This window comes from Parabacteroides sp. ASF519, from assembly GCF_000364265.2.
Taxonomy (GTDB): domain Bacteria; phylum Bacteroidota; class Bacteroidia; order Bacteroidales; family Tannerellaceae; genus Parabacteroides; species Parabacteroides goldsteinii.
Map to the genome: position 1 here is coordinate 5,142,512 of NZ_AQFV02000006.1, position 20,839 is coordinate 5,163,350.

Below are 20,839 nucleotides of genomic sequence, written 5' to 3' on the forward strand. Positions count from 1 at the left end.
TATTAATTGTCAATAATCAAAACCGGTCTCCCCATAATTTCCTCATATGTTCGACCAGTTTTTGCTCAGCCGGATTATTTTGCCCTTTCCAAAAGTGCTGATCCTGTACTTCCTTAGGCAAATAGACCTGTTCAACAAAGTTGTTTTTATAATCATGTGCGTACTTATATTCTTTCCCATAGTCCAACTCCTTCATCAAAGTCGTCGGAGCATTCCGCAAATGAAGCGGAACCGGGAGGTTTCCCGTACGTTCAACCAATGCCAATGCATCATTTATCGCCATATAAGCCGAATTACTTTTAGGGCTGCAAGCCAGATAAACCGTAGTTTCCGCCAATATAATCCGTCCTTCTGGCCAACCGATCTTCTTCAGGGCATCAAAACAGGCATTCGCCAGCAATAACGCATTCGGATTAGCCAATCCTACATCTTCCGAAGCAGAGATAACCAACCGGCGGGCAATAAATTCAGGGTCCTCCCCTCCTGCCACCATACGGGCCAGCCAGTAAATAGCTCCATCCGGATCGCTCCCCCTGATCGATTTGATAAAAGCTGAAATAATATCATAATGCATCTCTCCGCCTTTATCATAAGCTGCCGGATTTTCCTGTAACCGGTCAACGACTTTTTGATCCGTTATCTCGATCTTATCCGTTTCTTCTGCCGAAATAACCAGCTCCAGTATGTTGAGCAGCTTCCGGGCATCTCCGCCGGAATAACGCAGCATGGCATCTGTCTCTTTCAGGACAATATCTTTATCCTTCAGTACGATGTCCTCTTTGATCGCCTTATTTAATAATGTAAGCAAATCATTTTTATCCAATGATTTCAGTACATATACCTGACACCTGGACAAGAGCGGACGGATCACTTCGAAAGAAGGGTTTTCCGTTGTAGCTCCAATCAACGTCACCACACCCGTTTCCACTGCATTCAGCAAGGAATCTTGCTGGGATTTGCTGAAACGATGTATTTCATCAATAAACAAAATAGGAGATACCGTATTGAAAAAGCGATTACTTTTTGCCTTTTCAATCACATCACGCACATCCTTCACTCCCGAACTGATAGCGCTCAATGTATAAAAAGGTGCCTCCAGTTTATTGGAAATGATCTGTGCCAGTGTAGTCTTACCCACACCCGGCGGTCCCCACAGAATAAAAGAAGGGACACGACCTGCATCTATCATTTTCCTTAACACGGCTCCTTGCCCTACAAGGTGCTTCTGTCCGATATAATCATCCAGTGTTTTCGGACGTAATCTTTCTGCTAAAGGTTGATTCATCATGCAGACAAAAGTCGGATATTTTATTTACTTTTCAAAGTATAACCAGCTGAAAAATTCACTTACAAATAAATGTTTGAGAACAGAATTTTACAACAAAAGGAAAGCCACAGGGAGTCAAAACCAGAGCGACGCCCCATACAGGCTAACATTTTGTCAATAAAATATTAGAGAACCCAGAAAATTCCCCATAATATCCCCACGTTCCCTAATGCCATTATCCTATATCATTTAATACTTGACAAACTCGAAAGATCACGTACTACTGTCATATCCATAATATTACTGTATATCTCCGTCGTACGTACACTTTTATGCCCTAAAAGTTTCTGCACTGTTGTTATATTCGCGCCATTATATAATAATAATGTAGCATTCGTATGACGGGCAGTATGAAAAGAAACTTTTTTGTCTATATTCGCCATCTTACAAATTCGACGGAGTTGTTTGTTCACATTCGAATTTGAAGAAGCCGGCATATCGAACAAGGTCCATGGATTATTCTTATAACGTTCATAAATCGGAAGAGATTTTCCGTCAAACAATAAGAATAAGGGCAAACGAACATTAACATCCGTTTTGATGGATGAATAGATCAACCAAACCTTATCATCAATAATGAGGAAGTTCTCTCTCGTGATACTGACTATATCCGAAAAACGAAGTCCGGTATAGCAACTGAACAAGAACATATCCAATGTTCGTTGCAGCGTACGGCGGCCTCTCAGGTTAAGGCTTTCCAGCTGTTCCAATTCTTCCGGTGTAAGATGAGTTCGCTTGCTTTCCATATACTTGATCTTGTACTTACGGAAAGGATAGCGATGCAAATCAAACAGATCTTTATTGATTGCCAGATTGATGTAACGCTTCAAATGCTTCATATGTTTGGCAATCGTATTCCGGTGATATTTATTTACCAACATATAATGCTCAAGATCGCAAAGGAAATTAAAACTCAGATCATTAAAACTCACATCTGTTTTAAATGAGGAAAGAACCTGCAATGTCGAAAAATGATTCTTCAACGTTGACGGTTTCAGATTACTTTGAGTAATCTCATTTTTCATAAACAGAGAAAAAGAAGTCTGACCTGCTTCAGGTTTCTCTTTCAGATCATTCAACGAAAATTCCTTACCGGTATGTACAATTTCCAGTTCCAGCTGTTCTAATTCTGCAATAAAATTAGCCAGATACTGATTTAAAGAGTCCATATTAGGATGGTTCTTCACTGCTTTTCTCTTTGCATCCCACTGAAAAGGCTTGACATAGACCTTTGTCGAAAAATACTTTTTCTGCTTATTCAAGTACGCTTCTACCTGAACCAAAGCTTTACCTTCTGAGTTTAACTGCTTTTTGCGGTTAAATACCAAGTTATAAATTACTTTTTCCATGATATATATTTATTTTCTGAATGAAACACGAAGGAACAATAATTAGTTCTTTCTTATGTCTAAGACAAATTAAAAATTTGTTATTACTTATTTACCGGAGTTCCAAAGAGACAAAATCCCCACCTAGACTTGCCTTAAAAAACAATTGATCCGAATAACTCATTTCTACTATGAGTCTGCAAAGATAAAAGAGACTTACTAATCATAAAAAACAAAAAACAAGAAGAAGCTTTCCGAAATGGATACAAAAAAGCCTTTTTTACTTAATCTGTTCAGAAAGTGAAACACAAAGAATCTATTTTTTTGATGATTGAAAGAAAAAATAAAAAGTGTAGCGTTTACCAATATCCCCATTAAAGAAAACAGTTTTAGCCAAGTTGACAGCCGTGAGTGAAGTATTGAAGAAAAAGAGGTAGAACCACTCCTCTATACAGAGGATAATCAAAGAGTAAGAGTCAAAAGATGAAGAATGCATAAAACATAAATTTGTATGAATAAGCAGGAAATGAGAAACTGGTAGGCATCCGTTCGCCATACCTTGCCTATCCGTTGGAAGATAAGCGTATGTTTTTTTCCAAGAATACGTACGGCTTTTTCCCAGACTTAGCTGCGCTATCATGCCAGTACTACTATGTCATCTTGCTAGCGTAGTAGTGTCAATACCATTACCCCGGACAGATTGAGAGATGAATGTAAAAAGAAAGGCTGTACCGTAAAACATAATTACGACACAGCCTCTTATAATTTGTTACCAGTAATTTTATTTACTTATGATTCATTTTTACCGTTCAATCTTCAAAAAACCGATTCTGTATATTCTATCATATTCATAATATCCAAAGAGAATCCTTTATCGGATTAATATTGCGGATTCTGAATCAAAATAGAAGGAGCTAAGTCTATCTCTGCTTGCGGAATCGGTAATATTGTACGATAATCATTATATTTGATTTCTCCGACATATGGATTGACGACAGACTTTTTATTTCTCCAATAATCGAATGACATACTATTTTCTGCCATTAATTCAATACGACGTTCGAACAATATATCATCCAATGTTACACTTTTTACTTCTACATAATCTGAAATACGATTTTTACGCAATGTATTTACATACGAAACTGCATCCCCGTTGGTTTTCAATGCCGCCTCTGCTGCAATCAGGTAAACCTCGGATAAACGTATGATCTTAGGATTGTTTACATAAATATTATTGTCACGTCCCGGATATTTGGCTGGATATACTCCAGGGTTTGCACCCTCTTCTTGATTATCGATCAAACCAGAACGAATATCTTTAGGATTCGCAATCAAATATTTATACAAATCGCTGGATTCTTCAAAGGCACATTCTCCATAACCATCAGAAGAACAATAATAACCAACAGCATTACGCTGTGCATTATAGTTGGTAGTGATAGTCATTTCAAACAATGATTCGGTTGTGTAAGTCAATCCCCATGATTTCAAATAATTATCAATTGTATAAAGAGAGTATTCTTTACAAGCGATAACCTCGTTTGCATCTTTCAATGCCGCTTCGTTGTTTCCATAATAAAGATTTGCACGAGCACGAAGAGCCAGCGCAGCCCAATAGTTGATATGCCCGTTGTTTGCTTCTTTTGTCAACAAAGGAATAGCCGTATCAAAATCTTTCAAAATCTGGTCGTATGTTTCTTTCAATGTTGTACGTGGAGCAACATATCCAGGTTCATACACTTCAAGAGACAACACAAGCCCCGTATTACCTGCATTAATATCATCGGATATTGTCGGAATCTGGCAAAACATACGAGCCAGATCAAAATGAAGTAATGCGCGCCAAGCATACAACTGACCTTTATAATCATTGAATGTAGCCTCATCTTCTTCTGCCACGACTAAAGCATCGGCTGCAGCTAAAGCCTTATTTACATTAGCGATTGCTTTGTAAAAATAATAATAAGCCCAATCAGGAATATCATCTTTTTGAGTAATCGTGTAACGAGATAACGGACCAGCTTGATTGTTATTACTTAATGCTTTAAAATCCGAACCTCTCAAATCGGCATAGATCGCAAAATCGGCACTGTATGTCATACGGTCTTCTGACATCAAATAATAAATTCCATTTACAGCATTGCCAAAATCATCTAATGAAGTAATTGCCTCTTCAACAGGTAGAGATGTTGATGGGTTTTTCTCCAAGAAGTCGCTGCAAGATGTAAATATACTACTGATGAAAGCACCTATTAATAATATCTTTTTCATATACATTTCTTTCTTTTTAATTATAATTCAAAGTTCAAGCCAAACATAAATGATCTTGTCGGCGGTGTATCGACTTGCCGATAACCATTCACATCTACATCCGGGTCAATATAATCGCTTGCACAATAAATCAAGAATGGATTGTTGGCTTTAAAGAATACACGTAGGTTATTGATGTATTTCTTGGAAACAGGAACCTTATAACCGAATGTGATATCACGCATACGAATATTGTTTGTTGATTTAATTGTACGCGAAGAGAAGCGGTCTGACCGATATGGGTTGTTATATATCGGTCTCGGGTTGTCTACTACATCACCAGGAGCTTTCCAATAGTTTCCTGCAACCTCTTTTGACACACTGAAGTTTCCGATACGCATACCATCACTCTGTGACAAGAAATAAGCCGGATAATCAAACAAGCTCGCACCGGTTTGGAATGAAATCATAAAAGATAAATCAAAATTCTTATAGACAAACGTATTTGTCATACCACCAATCCAGTCCGGAATAGCTTTCCCAACAATCGTATTTCCGGCTTTTGTATAATAGTTCGTCACATTGCCATCTTTTACAACCTGACCGTCTACTACCGCATCACGGCTGTTTAATGAAGGATCAATGTAGAATTCTCCTAAACCAGTTTCCGGATTAACACCTAACCACTGTGGCAGATAGAATGTGTGCATAGATTCTCCTTCGCGGAGCAGATACATGTTACCATCACCATACATGATGTCATTACCTTCTGGCAGCGACTTTATTTTATTATTTTGTTTAGTTACGTTGAAATCGGTAGTCCAAGTAAAATCTTTTGTCTGGATATTGGTAGAACCAATTGTAAGTTCTACACCGTTATTTTTGATTTTACCAAGATTTTGCCAGTTAGTACTGAAACCGGTAATATATGAAGTCGGTACTCTAAAGAGCAAATCGGTTGTTGTCTTGTCATAATATTCAAGAGACACATTGACACGATTATATAAGTTCCAGTCAATGCCGATATTGAAGTTTTTGGATTTTTCCCAACCTAGATTAGAGTTACCTGCACTACCCCAATAAATAGCACTGGCATCACCATAACCGCCACCAAAAGAGTAAGTAGCCAAATTGGCATAATAGTCGCTGGGTAAGTTACCATTTGTACCAAAAGAGGCACGTAGTTTCAAATCACTGAATAGAGGATCGTCAGACAAAAAGTCTTCTCCACTAATTCGCCATGCACCAGAAACAGACCAAAAGTTAGCCCAACGGTTATTCTTTCCTAAGCGAGAAGAACCGTCACGACGGAAACTTCCAGACAGATAATATTTATTGTCGAAATCATAATTTACATTGGCTAGTACAGACATGATAGACGAACCGTATGTCGAACTTGATACGTTATAAGGTTGTCCGTTTGCCAATTCCGGAAGTTTGTCTGTCGAATATGATTTGGCTGAAGCCACGGTCAGCAACAGACTACGGTCTTCAATTTCGTAACCAACCAATGCACGGATGTTGTGTTTGTCGAAGTTGCCATTGTAATTTAAAGTGGTAGAGGATGTCATTGTCTTATTCGTATAGTCTGTTCGGTATCCTAAACCATTCAAAGAAGCCCCATTTACACTACTCGGCGCCCAAAATTCACGTTCCTTATTATCAATATAGTCATAACCAAAGATAGTCTTGGCAGAGATTCCATAAGGAAGAGAAACTTCCGCTTCAAAATTTGTCATACTTCGTAACATTTCAGAAGTAACCGTTTCTGCGTTAGGACCAGTTGATTCGCCTAACATCAGGTTGGGATTTGAAATATTTGATTTCAAACCAGCATTCGGATTATATGAACCGTCTTCCAATTTGTTTACAGCTGTTGGATCCATAGAATACAAGATAGAAAGAGGAGAGCTTGTTCCCATTCCTTGCTCCTGGTCATTTTGGTCGCGAAAACCATTGGTATTTGTGAATGATAACATTTGACGGGCGTTAACGCGTAGCCAATCGAAAGCCTGGTGGTCAATATTGATACGTCCGCTATAACGTTCAAAATCACTGCCGGCAACGATACCTTTCGTCTTATTGTATCCGAAACCGGTGTAGAATTTTGTTTTCTCATTACCACCGCTAATAGCAACTTGGTGGTCTGTGATCATGCCGTTTCTATATACTTCTTTTTTCCAATCTGTATCAATATCGGAATCATAATTCCAAAAGAAATCAGGCGTATTTTCGTCAGAAAAGGCATTAGCGTCTGCTTCGTTCATGCCGCCTCTGAATATTGCATAGTTCTTGATGCCTTCCCAATAGTATTCTTTTAATTCGGCTGCATTCATCAGGTTGTATTGATTTTTTACTGCCATATTGGTCCAGCCGGTTTCCATATTGTAGGTAATTTTTGTTTTACCTTGTTTACCCTGTTTAGTTGTAATGATTATTACTCCGTTGGCAGCACGGGATCCATACAAAGAAGCAGCAGCGGCATCTTTCAGTACCGTTAAGTTTTCAATATCATCCGGATTGATGGATGATAATACGGATTGAGATTTCAACCCGGAAGTCACATCATTGTTTACAATAGCAACCCCATCAATGACATACAGAGGCTGGCTGGAAGCACTGATCGAACTGATACCACGGATTTGGATTCTTTGGTCAGCACCAGGATCACCGGTTGATCCTCCGACACGAATACCTGCCACTTTCCCTTGTAAAGATTTTACAAAAGACTCTTTTTGTGCTGACAAATCCTCAGATTTGACAACAGAAGCAGATCCGGTAAAAGAAGCCTTTTTCGTAGTACCATACGCAACCACCATCACTTCATCAAGCTGTTGGTTATCACTTTCCAATACAATTTTTAATATTGGCTTAATTACAACCTCTTGGCTTTTCATACCGACATACGAAATCACCAGAGTCTTTGCAGAACTCAGTCGGTTATAATGCACTGATTAATAGCTATTTACAAATAGTAGACAATTCGGTTATTTTTGCTATAATAAGCTTATTCAATCTCTTTTTATCAAACAAACATATTATAAAATATCTGATTACCAGTTGTTTAATATTTTTATATACAAAAACAGGTAGAATTTGATATTATAAAACTAATACTCAAATTCTACCTAAAAAAGATAGGAATATCTAATTCCTGTATATAAATCGATAGAAAAAATTACTTGAATTCTCGTAAAAACTTCCGTATTGGAATTTGTTTTATTCCTTCATAAGAACTACCCTCCAGTTCATCCATTGTAATAACCATTTTGGGATAATTGTCTTTAATAGCCAATAGATTTCCGAATTCTCTTTCATGAGTTTTTGGGTCCATAACAGAGTAGGCTACCTGAACGTATATTTTTTCACCATCTTTCTCACCGACAAAATCAATTTCTCTATCTCCATCTCTTCCGACCGAAAGATTATAACCATTGACAAGAAGGTGATGGCAAACGATATTCTCCAATACTTGTCCTATATCGTTAGGTCTGAAAGGACGTATTGCGTGTCGTATGCCCAAATCTTCAAAATAATACTTTTCTCCGATTTGGAACTGGCGTTTTCCTTGAATATCAGCAGGTCGTAATCTTTTTACAAAATAAGCATTGTTTAAATAGGTTAGATATTCTAATATCGTCTTTGGAGGTAAATCAACACGTTGGGATTTAAGATATTCACTTATTTTATTTGCAGAAAACAGATTTCCTATCGTATCAGCCAGATATATGGTTAAGTCTTGCAATTGTCTGACATTTCTGATGTTATACCTATTTACTACATCTTTAAGAATAATCGTATCATAAATACTTCTGAGATAATCTGATACTAATAACTCATTGAAAGGGAGATTGATCAGATAGGGTAATCCTCCAAATTTGTAGAACTTCGTAAAAGAGTCAGAACTATCTTCCAGTTTGTGGAACTGTAAAAACTCGTTATAAGTAAGGCTGTATACTTTAAATTCAATATAACGGCCACTTAAATAAGTAGCCAACTCACCGGAAAGCATGTTCGCATTACTACCGGTACAATATACATCATAACTACCTTCCGCAAAAAAATGCCGTAGTGCTTTCTCAAAGTTTGTGATATCCTGCACTTCATCAATAAATAGGAAACATTTATCATTCAGATTATTACGTTTTTGAGTTACATAATTTACCAGATCAGAATAATCTTTTAAACCATCAAACTCGAATAATTCCTTATTGATATAAATAAAGTCTGAAAAAGGATATGACAAACGTATATAGTCCATTAACTGGAATATAAGAAAACTCTTCCCGACACGACGTTGTCCGGTCAGCACCTTTATCATCTGCGTATTTACAAATGGCTTGATACGATCAAGATATAACTCTCTTTTATAAAACTCCGGGATCTTCATAACCTATTACTTATAAGTAAAACTTTTTGCAAAAATAGTGATTTTATTTCGTATAAGGAATAAAAAGATTTCTTTTGAACAGAAAATAAAAAAGCGAGAATGTCATATAGTCATCCTCGCTTTTTATTAAATTATAATATAGATTATTTATCAAACCACATCGCATCCCATATTTTAGGTGAATCTTTTGGAGCATTCGGATTTGTGCTTAATTCGTCTGGAGAATATTCCCAACGACGAATCAAATCTTTAGATGATGCTTCTGCTGGTACAGTCAGAGCAGGAACTTCATTGCCTTGTGTACCGGAACGACGCCATTGAACAAACGCTTCAAGAGGTCTGTCCATCAAATCAATCCACTGTTGCATATGAATTTCGTAAAGAGCTTCACTTTCTGATAATTTAGACAAATCTGGTAATTTAGATAAAAATGTTTTTGTTGCTTCTGTATCTGCTTTATAATAGTTACATGCCGCCTGCACACCAGCCTGGAATAATTCATTCGCTTTAGCCAAATCTTTAGTTACACCGATACCACGGGCATACACTTCTGATTCCAAAAGTAATTGTTCCTGATAGGAATAAAGAACATCCGGACAATCTTTTCTATATAGATAGGAACTGATAGCTGATGAGTAAATATTTCCGTCTTCGTCATCTTCTGCATCCTGACGGGTGTCAAGAGCTCTGAATACACCATCATGTCCCGGATCGAAATAGCGTGGAATACGTGAGTCTGCGTATTTTTCCATTGGTTTAAATACATTGTTATGTGCAAAAAACATAGTATTGATACCTCCGGTATACTTTGCCAGAATTCCATATTTAGGATTTTCATTTCCTGCTGTTTCGGAATATTGGAATTCCATATTTCCTGCTGCAGAAGTGATCATTTTCTTTTCATCCATCATCTTTTTGATATCATCGGCTTTGCTGGGATCTGCATCCACCATAACCATTAATGTACGGAATTTAAAAGAATTAGCAATCGCTATCCATTTGGACATATCTCCCTTAAAATAAGGGTCATATTCGTCAATGCAGTTTTTATCATTGATATCAATCATTGCCAGTGCCTGGTCCAGCATATCAATAACACCATTTAAGACATCTTTCTGATCATCGAATTTCGGATATTTAATTTCTTTCTTCCATGCTTCAGAGAAAGGTACATCTCCATATATCATAGTTGTTTCATAAACCTGCATAGCTAACAGTATTAAACACTGTGCTTCTGCATTTTTATTTTCCGGAACACTATTTTGTGCTTGTTGTATGGCCAATTGAAGGTTGTTACCACATACGGAATAGTAACTAACCCATGTGTTTCCTAAGCTATACGTGCTGATAACATAATAAGCTTCGCCCCAACCACCATAATTGTCACCTCCGTCAGCTTGCGACTGAATGGATTGTGAGAAAGGAATGTAAGAGTCACCTCCAATACGATTACCGGACCAGTTAACAGCAGCATAGTTGAACAAATACCCTGCTTCCACTTTCTCTGCTGTATTCGGATTATTGTTTACATCTAACCAATCACTGCAACTGCTGAGTGTACTGCAAACAACCAGCAATAGAAGTATATATATATTTATTAGATTTTTCATTTTATTTACTGTTTAATTTTAGTTGAAATAATGAATTAATTACAACGTCAGTTTCAAATTAAATCCGAAGCTACGTGTTGCAGGAATACTGTTGAATTCTACACCTTCACCAATTTCAGCCGTACCAAAGAAGTTCGCTTCCGGATCAATATGGGGAACATGAGATTTGATCAACCATAAATTACGACCTTCAAATCCTAGATCCAAAGATTTGATAAAGAAATCCTTAAACCATTTTCTGGGTAATGAATAGGAGAACGTTAACTCTCTCAGTTTTACATAAGAAGCATCAAAAACACAGCCTTCTGTATTAGATGTTTTTGCCATATGACTCCAATAGTCCTGCATATTTTTAACAGGGACATCATTTGGACGGCTAGTTCCATCCGCATTCATAATAACTCCTGATTCAATGTATTGATCTTCACGTCCTACAGCTGTTTCAGCAGAGAGACCGAGTGATCTTAAAGAAGAAACTGTTCCTGAATAAAGACTTCCACCCTGGCGAATATCAATTAGGAAGCTAAGGTTGAATCCTTTATAAGAAAGACTATTATTGATACCCATTGTAAAATCAGGATAGATATCACCTAAACGAACATTGTTTTCTGTTTCACGTAAACCTGTTTTTTCGTTGATAATAAAGTTTCCCTGGTCATCACGTTTCCATCCTGTTCCATACAATCCGAATGACTCGCCAACCTGTGCCTTTACTTGTAAACCACTCCATCCGGAAGTCAATGTATAGTTTGTCATTCCTTCAGCCAACTCATTTACAGTTTGTTTATTAGATGCAAAGTTTATGTCCAAATCCCATTTCCAGTCACGTGTACGGACTGGGGTTAATCCAAGACTGATTTCAACACCATTGTTCGTTAATTTACCAGCATTGATATTATTTGTAAAATAACCGGTGGAACGAGGTACATCTATAGAAACAATCTGATCTGTTGTTACATTACGGTAATAAGTAGCATCTAAACGTACACGATTGTCAAAAAATCGTAGATCGGCACCAATTTCAAATGCAGATTGATTTTGAGGCTTCAGATCTTCCAGAGGGAAAATACGCGGTCCGGTAAAACCAACTAAACCATTATGTGGCAAAGTGTTTACAATACTATACTGCAAAAAATATGTGTTTACAGCTTTATACTGGAATGCCAACTGATAAGGTTTTTCATCGCTACCAACGTTTGCATAGTTTATACGGAATTTACCAAAGTTCAGGATGTCTTTATTTTCCATTAACTCTGTAAAAACAAAAGCGGCACTTACTGAAGGATAGAAATAAGAACGATTGTTGACAGGTAAAGTAGACGACCAGTCGTTACGTCCTGTTACATTTAGGAATGCCATACTTTTGTAACTGAAGCCCAAATCGAAATAAATACCCATAAGGCGTTTGATTTCGTAGTAGTTTACGGGACTTGTTGCTTTTGCATTTGTATAAGTATAAAGACCATCGACGATCAAACCATTTGCCAATGTATTGTTATTAGTCCATTCGCGCTGATTGATATTATGTCCGAAAATACCTTTGATTCCGAAATCATCAAATGTCTTTTCGTATGTAACCATCAAGTCGTTATTAACAATTCTATTAGCCAAGTCCCATGTTTGGAATTTACCTTCCATTTCGCCAACAGTTCCTTTTGCATATATTTTACGTCTGGTTTCGTTATAGAAGTCAGTTCCGGCATTGTTTGAGATAGTCAATCCTTCGAAAGGCTTATATGTCAAAATGATATTGCCGATGACACGATCCATTCTTGTCGTATATTTATTTTTGTTGATAATCCAATAAGGGTTATTACTTTTTCCGTCAGGATCCAGAGTAATTTGTTTTCCGTATTCGTCCACCCAATTGTTTTTAATATCGCGTGTATCAACAGTTCTTGGCAATCCATTTACCAGAGGCACTAACAAGTTCGGGTCGTTTGAACCTTGTGCGGCACGTCCTTTGGAATCATTACGTACGTATTGCGCAGAGACACGGGCTGAAAATTTTGAGTTGAAATCCATTCCGGCATTTACAGAAAAACTATATTTATTATAATCAGACTCCGGTATAATACCTTTCTGGTTAACAGAAGAGAAGCTGGTTCTAAAATCTGCTTTTTCACCACCACCGGCAACAGATACGTTATTGATATAACTCATACCTGTTTGGTAAAAGTCTTTTACATTATCCGGATATGCTTGTAAAGTTACTTTTTCTCCTTTATAGTTATTATATTGCATACCGTCGGCAGCAGCTTTAGCAATGTTCGGTCCCCAACCGTTCAAACTCTTAACGTTGTATTCTCCGTAGTTACCTTGAGCATATTCATTTTGGAATTCAGGTAATTTAGCTACGTTCTCAAATCGCGTAGAAGAATTTACGGTAATGAATGTCTTCATGTTCTTGCTACCTTTTTTAGTTGTGATAACAATTGCACCATCTTTTGCACGTGCTCCATACAACGCTGTTGCAGCTGCCCCTTTCAGGACATTGATAGACTCAACATCATCTGAACTGATGTCGCTGGCACGGTTACCGGCATCGACGTTTCCTGTGATATCATCAGGATTATAAGCGCCATTATCAATAGGTAAACCATCAACAACAAACAAAGGTGAAGAGTTCGTACCAATAGAGGAAGCTCCGCGAATTTGAATTTTTGCAGCTCCGCCCGCAGTACCAGAGGACTGTCCGATACGTACACCTGCAACTTTTCCGGATAAAGCATTTACTACATTACTTTCACGCGCTTTGGTAATCTCTTCTCCTCCTACGCTCGACACAGCATAACCCAATGATTTTTCAGAACGTTTAATACCGATAGCTGTTACAACAACTTCGTCTATATTTTGAGTATCAGAATTTAATCTGATATTCAAAACAGCCTGAACAGCGACTTCCTGAGTCTTCATACCCACGTACGAAATTACCAGAGTCTTTGCAGAACTTAGTTATTTATAACTGTCTGATTATCAACATATTAGTTTTAAATGAAATGTTTATTTTTCTGACAGTAAACTCCGATTTCAACAATGAAATAAATTGCACAACCAATACATATGTCTATAATACAGATTCTTACAGCTCCTGTATATTCAAAAGGTAGAATTTGATATTATAAAATATAATACTCAAATTCTACCTTTTAAATAATGAATTTAACTAAACTAACTAATGTTTTACAAGTCGTTCTTTATCCTTTAAATAGGTATTTTATTATCGTGAGGTTGTATAAATATTTTTCAACCAATACTCAAAAACAGGGTCCTGTATTTCTATTACGTTACCCGGAAGAATATCGATTAAATCTTTTTCCAAGGTGGCTTTTTTTAAGTTTTTGATATTTGCTGAAGTACCTAATTTATATTTTGCTAATACATCTTTGGATGAAAAGTTGACAACACTGTCTGCCACAGCTAATAAAAAGTTTATCTGTTTAGAACTCAACGTGTCTATTATATTTGCAAATAGCAGACTTAATTGACCTGTCAAACTTGAAAAAGATTCACTGATGATAGCTTCAGTACATATTTGGGGAGTTCTGAGCCAAACCTGCTGGCTTAGCTGCTGGACATAATAGGGGTGGTCTTTTACCTTGGCTGCTATGCTGTTACATAAATCTTCAGATATGCTTTTACCCGTATCTGTAAAGCGTGTAGAAATAAACGAAACCCAATCGGCTCTACCTATTTTGTGCAAAAACAGAATATCTCCGAATTTGTAAAAAGGCATGCTGTAATCATTAAAAATATCCAGCAACATATGCCGTTTGCTTCCATAGAGGCAATAGCAGACAGATGTCTGTTTTTGCCAATGAGCGCGTAACTTGCGCTGAAAAGCCAAAGGATCTTCATATTCGTTGATATTCTGGAATTCATCAATACATACGATTATTTTTTTTCCAGAGTCATTAGCTATGGCTTGCGGCAAATCCAGTATTTCATCATAAGTTAATTTATTATCCTTGAAAGTTATGCCAAATGAAAGTTCATAAGTCTGACTGGTATCTGATAATGAAATGATTGGAGCCAACTTTCCCAGATATCTTTTGACACCGGATACAAATTCTTCCCAAGCGGAAGTCGATACCTTTAACAGCGCATTTGCATAAGCAAGATAAAATTCTTCCTCCGTCCGACAATTGAAAATATCGACATGACAGATATAATAATCCTTACTTGAATTCAGTAACAACTGTGCTGTTTTATTGACTAAAGAAGTTTTTCCCCAACGACGGGGAGATATAATGACGGTATTAACCAGGCTGTTAAAATTCTGAGTAAGCAGTTTGACTTCTTGTTCCCTGTCTGTAAAATTTTCTTTGTCTGCTATGCGACCGTAAACAAATGGAGTATTCATATTGCTTCTGTTTTTGTGAACAGAACAAAAGTAATAGAAAAACATCTAATTAACTAATTTGAAATCGATCTATTTCAAATCAATTGATTAGATGCGGACTTTCTTCTCAAAAGTATCCTGTCTATTGGTCAATTTATCCCTATGTCTCTTTGATTACTATGCATACTAATTTAAATTACATCGGCAGGTAATCAATGGTTGATAACCATCAACCGATTGGTTCATAATTATCGGCCGATTGGCTCACAATTATCAACCATACGGCCGATAATTATCAGCCGCTGATTTCGTCAGCTTCCAATATAAGAAATAAAGCAATAAGTTGTTCATAAGCAAAGGAATAAATAATAATGTGTTACAATAAAAAAATAGGGCGTATCGTAATCGCCGATACACCCTATTCCTGTCTTTATTACTTTCTATTCTCAACGGCTTCCGCCTGCCCACCAAACGGGTTCAATGTAAACATATTGTCCGTCACCAAAAGCTGTTTTTATAGCCGGGTTGGCAAGAACATCGTCTGCACCGTATCCGAAGCGATACGGGAATCTGTTGGTATTTAACGGGTTCTTCAGTTCAACGAATTCTTCACCGGCGCCTTTCATACGGCGGTAATCGCAATATGCTTCGGTAGACTCGCCTGACGCTCCGAAGAATGACAGGTATTTCTGAATCATTGTTTCTTTCAGAGGATTGACTGCGAACAGAGGTTTTACGCTTTTTTCGAAATAATCTTCTGCAACATCTGCGCCCAGGTTTACTTCGCCGCCTACCCAATTCTCAGTAGCATCTATCAGCATGTTTTCTGTATTTGCAAATCCGGCAATTACTGCTTCTTTCAATGCTGCTTCCGCTTCGTTTTTTCTTCCTAACCGGCAAAGTGCCTCTGCTTCAAGGAATTTCACTTCGTGATAACTGATTAACTGCGTAGGAGTAGTGATTGCCCATAAGGCCATAGACATACCATAAATATTCTGTACTTCATCCGGAGTCCCGTTGGGTGCGAAATTGATACTTTCAATATCAGTAGCCTGGTCTCCACCGTATCCGTAAACAATATATCCTGTCGGGTCCGGTTCGATAAATGCCTGAGGTGCTCTCGGGTCATTTCTTTCTACGAACTTGTCTATCAGGCTTTCGCTGGCTGCAAAACTGTTACGGCTATAGCTGAAACCCCATAATGGGTTTACCTGAGAATCTCCATCGTAAATAGTTAATTTACATTCTTCGGCAGCAGACTTGAATGAGTTGTTTACATAAGTAAGAATATCTTCCAAATCTTTTGTCTTATTACTGCTCTTGTTAAGCAGACGCATTGTATAACGTGCTTTCAACGCATTTGCGGCCTTGTACCATGCACTGGCTTTACCGGAATAAATATAGTCTTTTGAACCGACTGCACCTGACAGACCTTCATCTTTGGCATTACCGCCGTCCAGAAGAGTGATGGCTTCGTCCAGATTCTTATGAATTTCAGTGTAAATAAACTCCTGTGTATCTATTTTCGGCTGCATATAAGCCGGAGTTCCGTCAGGATTCAAGATACCGGTTTCGGTGAAAGGTGTATCACCGAAGAAGTCCGTAACAATGGCTGCATTGTAGGCCAGATAAATTTTAGCAATAGCTTCAGTCACCACATTTCCTTGTTCGGAAGGGTCTTCCTGGCATTTCTGAATGGCTATTTTAGCATTTTTAATATTGGAATAAACTGTTCCCCAGACATTGTTATAGGTCGTTGCGATAGTCGGTTCCCCTGTGCGTACTTCCGCTCTGTACATCTGATTGCTGATGCCTGTTTCATGTTCCATGTAAACAGACGAGTAAAGAGAGAAGTCTCCGCCAACTACACCAAATCCGGTACTGACTCCCAGGTCTGTAATCAGAAACTTAGCAGGAGCATCTGTCGGGTTATTCGGGTTGTTATTAACCTTGTCCATCGCATCTTCCGTACAGGAAGTAATGCTGAATGCAGTCAGGAATGAAAAAGCTAACAGCTTTCCTATTTTATTTATTTTCATTTTGCGTACGAATTAAAATTTAACATTGACTCCAAAACCGTAACTGGCTGTTTGAGGCATTGAATAGTCTTCAAATGCACCAGACATGTTGTTGTTACCCTGACTGGCCTCCGGGTCCAAATCAGGAACCTGTGCCCAGATAAGGACATTTCTTGCAAAAACATTCAGAGTAACCTGCATCCAATTGCTTTTGAATACCGGATAACTTACTGCTACTTCGCGAAGTTTAATGAATGAATTATCATAAATTGAAGATTCATCAATATTATTCAGGATACTATAATATTCTTGCTGCGCATTTGCACCTGTAATGCCAATATCATTTTTTGTACCGTCTTCTTTATAACCATCAAAAATGATAGTTCCTTCACGATTTTCAGTTCTCTTGCTTACACCGTAGTAGTCTGCCAGACCGGATGTTCTGCTATACATTTGTCCGCCTTGCTTCCAGTCAAGTACTGCACTGATTGTACAATCCCACAGACGTAATGTCGTGTTGAAACCCATAATGAAGTCAGGCGATACTTTACCGATAACCTGTGCTTCACCGGCAATAGGAAGACCGTTTTCATCAACCAGACGATTGCCGTTAGCATCTCTCTTATAACCGACACCGTATATTACCGGATATTTTTCGCCGGCAGCAGCACGTACCTGCGGAGTTACATAACCTCCCAGGCTGATATTTTCCACACCCGGAGCAAGTTCGTCAACGTAATTGTCTATTTTTGTCCAGTTGAAACCGAAGTCCCAGTTTATGTCTCTCGTTCTGATCGGATTAAAAGACAAAGTGATTTCATGTACGTTCGTATGAAGTTTACCACCATTTGTCACTAGCTTGCCGGCTCCGGTCGATGAAGCCAGAGGCACATCGAATATCTGGTCTTTTACATTCTGACGAGAGAATGTATAATTTAATGTTACCAGGTTGTCGAAGAGACTCAGGTCTGTCCCCAGTTCATAAGAACGTGTATTCTGAGGCTTCAGATTCGGGTCGTAAATTTTGTAATAAGGCGTATAACCGTTACTGCCGTTAATCGGATACAAGATTGGAGTTAAAGAATAGAAACCTCCTCCGTATGTCGGTACAGAATAAAAGTTTTCACGGAAATCGCCGGCCTGTCCCACTTCTGCATAAGAAGCTCTAATCTTTGCGTGGTTAACGACATCGTTTTTCAGCGCATCCAGTTCTGTCAGGATAAAACCTGCAGAAACAGAAGGGTAGAAGAATGCACGGTTTCCGCGCGGCATGCTTGAAACATAGTCCTGACGCCCTGTCACGGTTAAATAAAGCATGTTTTTATAAGAAGCGGATACGTTTCCGAAGAATCCGACAGTTCTTTTCTTCCAGTGTTCGGATGAAGTGGACTGAGTCGTTGCATTGTCGATATGATTCCATCCCGGGAAGTTGTAACCTGTTCCGTATTCATAATATTTACCTCTGTTGCTCTGGATTACTTCGTTACCGGCAACTACATTCAATCCCCAGTCTTCGTTGATATTCCAGTCATAATTAATTGTCAGCAACGAGTTGTAGGTCGCATTGGTCCAACCGTAATTTTCGATTTGGCCTTTACCGCCTCCGGTGTTACTTCCGTAACCGTAGCTATCGACATAGTCTGTTGTATATGAATCGACACCGAACATATATCTTACATTCAATGTATGGTCTGTCGTACCAAACTTCGTTTTGTAGTTTGCATACGCATTACCAAAGAAACGGTTTGTATTTTCAGTAAATTTGTTATTATCCATCGCCCAATATGCCTGGTCGAATGCACCACGGAATGAGTTTTGTGTATAAGGGTCGCCTGCGATATGGCTAGGGATTCCTGCCAGGTCGTAGCTTGGAGGTGCGGAATAAACAGTTCTCAGCAAACCGTTACCCGAAGTAACTGCCTTATCGATTGCCGTAGTAATGTAATTACCGATGAATCCGGTAGTCCAATTGTCATGCAGTTTTGTTTCTGCACTTACTTTTACATTATATCTGTCCATACCTGTACTAGGAATGATACCATCCTGGTGAGTATTACCTAAAGAAACGGAATAAGAACTCTTATCCAAAGCCTGAGCGACATTTATAGAATTACTCCAGGTTACGCCGGTATCGAAGAAATCTTTGGCGTTGTCGTATGCCTGCGGTGTAGTCCAAGGGTCTAAACCTGCTGCGGCACGTTGAGGTTGATAATACATACCTTCATGATTTCCATATTCTTTAGTATATGCATTACTTGTATTTCCGCCATAAGTCGGATCATTAGGAAGGTCTGTAATTTTAGGTCCCCATGACAAACTGTTAGTAGGACTGTATTTTCCTGAAGCTCCCTGCGCATACGTTTTCTGGAATTCAGGGAGGCGTCCGATTACATCGAAACTCAGGTTAGAAGAAAAGCTAATCTGAGGTTTGCCTTTAGCCAGACCTTTACCACTTTTAGTCGTAATAACGATTACACCATTAGAAGCACGGATACCATACAAAGCAGAAGCTGCCTGACCTTTCAGGATATTGATGCTTTCAATATCGTTTGGGTCGATATCCACCGCACGATTTGCGAAGTCGGCACCGCTCACACTACCATTGTTCTGCAAATCCGTATCAACGTCAGGTGTACTTGTTACAGGCATACCATCAATTACATACAGCGGAGTATTGTCACCGGAGAAAGAACGTGCACCACGGATCGTGATTTGAGAAGACGCACCAGGCATACCGGAAGACGGCTTGATATCCAAACCTGAAACTTTACCCTGCAATGCGCCGGCTAAGTTTGAATTGGCGGCCTGAGTCAATTTTTCTCCCTTTACATCCTGGACAGCATAACCCAATGCTTTCTTTTCTTTAGAGATACCCATCGCTGTAACAACAACTTCATCCAGATTCTGAGTATCTGATTTTAAAACTACTCTTACATTCGGGGAAACGGGTACTTCTTGTGTAAGCATACCGACGTAAGAAACTATCAGTACTTTACCGTTAGAAGGAACTTCCAACGTGAAGTTACCATCATAGTCTGTCACTATACCGACCATTGTACCTTTCACAACAATCGACGCCCCAATAACCGGCAGCCCATCATCAGCGGAAATAACAGAACCTGCTACTTTCGTGTTCTGAGCAACCACAGTGCTTATACCTATTACGAGGCACAGCAGAATAAAAGTGAACTTTTTCATCATAAACACACATTATTTATTAAACTAATAGAATTTACCATATATATACAAGTGCAATATAATTAGATAGTTAAGTGACAAAATAAGACTTGTTAAGATTTTATTTAGTCTTTGCAGAACTTGGTATAAAATGCGTAAACGAATCTAAAATCAAGGGCGAAAGATTTAAAAGAAGTAACAGGATATACATGTGGGTATCTTTTCAATGTATTTTCTATCTAGCTAGAACAGAAATAGAAATGACTTTATTTACTACTCATTTTCAAAAAAAGAGGGATTTGACTGACTATATTTTTTCACAGAAAATTAGTAGCCGATATTTTTTGACTTGCTTTGCGTTTCAATCCATCATCTTTATTTGGGGGCAAATGAA

At 38.2% G+C, this 20,839-nt stretch carries 10 protein-coding genes; all 10 read right to left on the reverse strand.

The genetic code is table 11. The annotated features are described in order from the left end of the window. Positions 1 to 16: 16 nt before the first annotated feature. The 10 genes from C825_RS20630 to C825_RS20675 all read right to left on the reverse strand — a co-directional run bounded on the left by C825_RS20630 (position 17) and on the right by C825_RS20675 (position 20,469). Positions 17 to 1,288, reverse strand: coding sequence for a replication-associated recombination protein A (locus C825_RS20630; RefSeq protein WP_010799992.1), 1,272 nt, complete (start codon positions 1,286 to 1,288; stop codon positions 17 to 19). 224 nt (positions 1,289 to 1,512) lie between these two features. Beyond that, a complete protein-coding gene (locus tag C825_RS20635) occupies positions 1,513 to 2,676 on the reverse strand; it encodes a site-specific integrase (RefSeq protein WP_007652640.1) in 1,164 nt (387 codons plus the stop codon). 858 nt (positions 2,677 to 3,534) lie between these two features. Continuing rightward, entirely contained in the window at positions 3,535 to 4,929 is a 1,395-nt protein-coding gene (locus C825_RS20640) for a RagB/SusD family nutrient uptake outer membrane protein (RefSeq protein ID WP_010799993.1), read from the reverse strand. Between the two features lie 20 nt (positions 4,930 to 4,949). Further along, complete coding sequence (locus tag C825_RS20645) at positions 4,950 to 7,844, reverse strand: SusC/RagA family TonB-linked outer membrane protein (RefSeq protein ID WP_255217671.1); 2,895 nt, start codon at positions 7,842 to 7,844, stop codon at positions 4,950 to 4,952. A gap of 242 nt (positions 7,845 to 8,086) precedes the next feature. Further along, a complete protein-coding gene (locus tag C825_RS20650) occupies positions 8,087 to 9,298 on the reverse strand; it encodes an ATP-binding protein (protein WP_010800000.1) in 1,212 nt (403 codons plus the stop codon). 143 nt (positions 9,299 to 9,441) lie between these two features. After that, positions 9,442 to 10,908, reverse strand: coding sequence for a SusD/RagB family nutrient-binding outer membrane lipoprotein (locus C825_RS20655; RefSeq protein ID WP_010799999.1), 1,467 nt, complete (start codon positions 10,906 to 10,908; stop codon positions 9,442 to 9,444). Between the two features lie 39 nt (positions 10,909 to 10,947). Continuing rightward, entirely contained in the window at positions 10,948 to 13,845 is a 2,898-nt protein-coding gene (locus tag C825_RS20660; RefSeq protein WP_082150488.1) for a SusC/RagA family TonB-linked outer membrane protein, read from the reverse strand. A gap of 283 nt (positions 13,846 to 14,128) precedes the next feature. Continuing rightward, positions 14,129 to 15,271, reverse strand: coding sequence for an AAA family ATPase (locus tag C825_RS20665; protein ID WP_007652634.1), 1,143 nt, complete (start codon positions 15,269 to 15,271; stop codon positions 14,129 to 14,131). A gap of 425 nt (positions 15,272 to 15,696) precedes the next feature. After that, positions 15,697 to 17,289 carry a SusD/RagB family nutrient-binding outer membrane lipoprotein gene (locus C825_RS20670; RefSeq protein WP_010799996.1) on the reverse strand — a complete coding sequence of 531 codons (1,593 nt, stop codon included), beginning with the start codon at positions 17,287 to 17,289 and terminating at the stop codon, positions 15,697 to 15,699. A 12-nt stretch (positions 17,290 to 17,301) separates the two neighbouring features. Beyond that, positions 17,302 to 20,469 (reverse strand): SusC/RagA family TonB-linked outer membrane protein, encoded by a 3,168-nt coding sequence (locus tag C825_RS20675; protein WP_010799995.1) that lies wholly within the window; start codon positions 20,467 to 20,469, stop codon positions 17,302 to 17,304. Between the last annotated feature and the right edge of the window lie 370 nt (positions 20,470 to 20,839).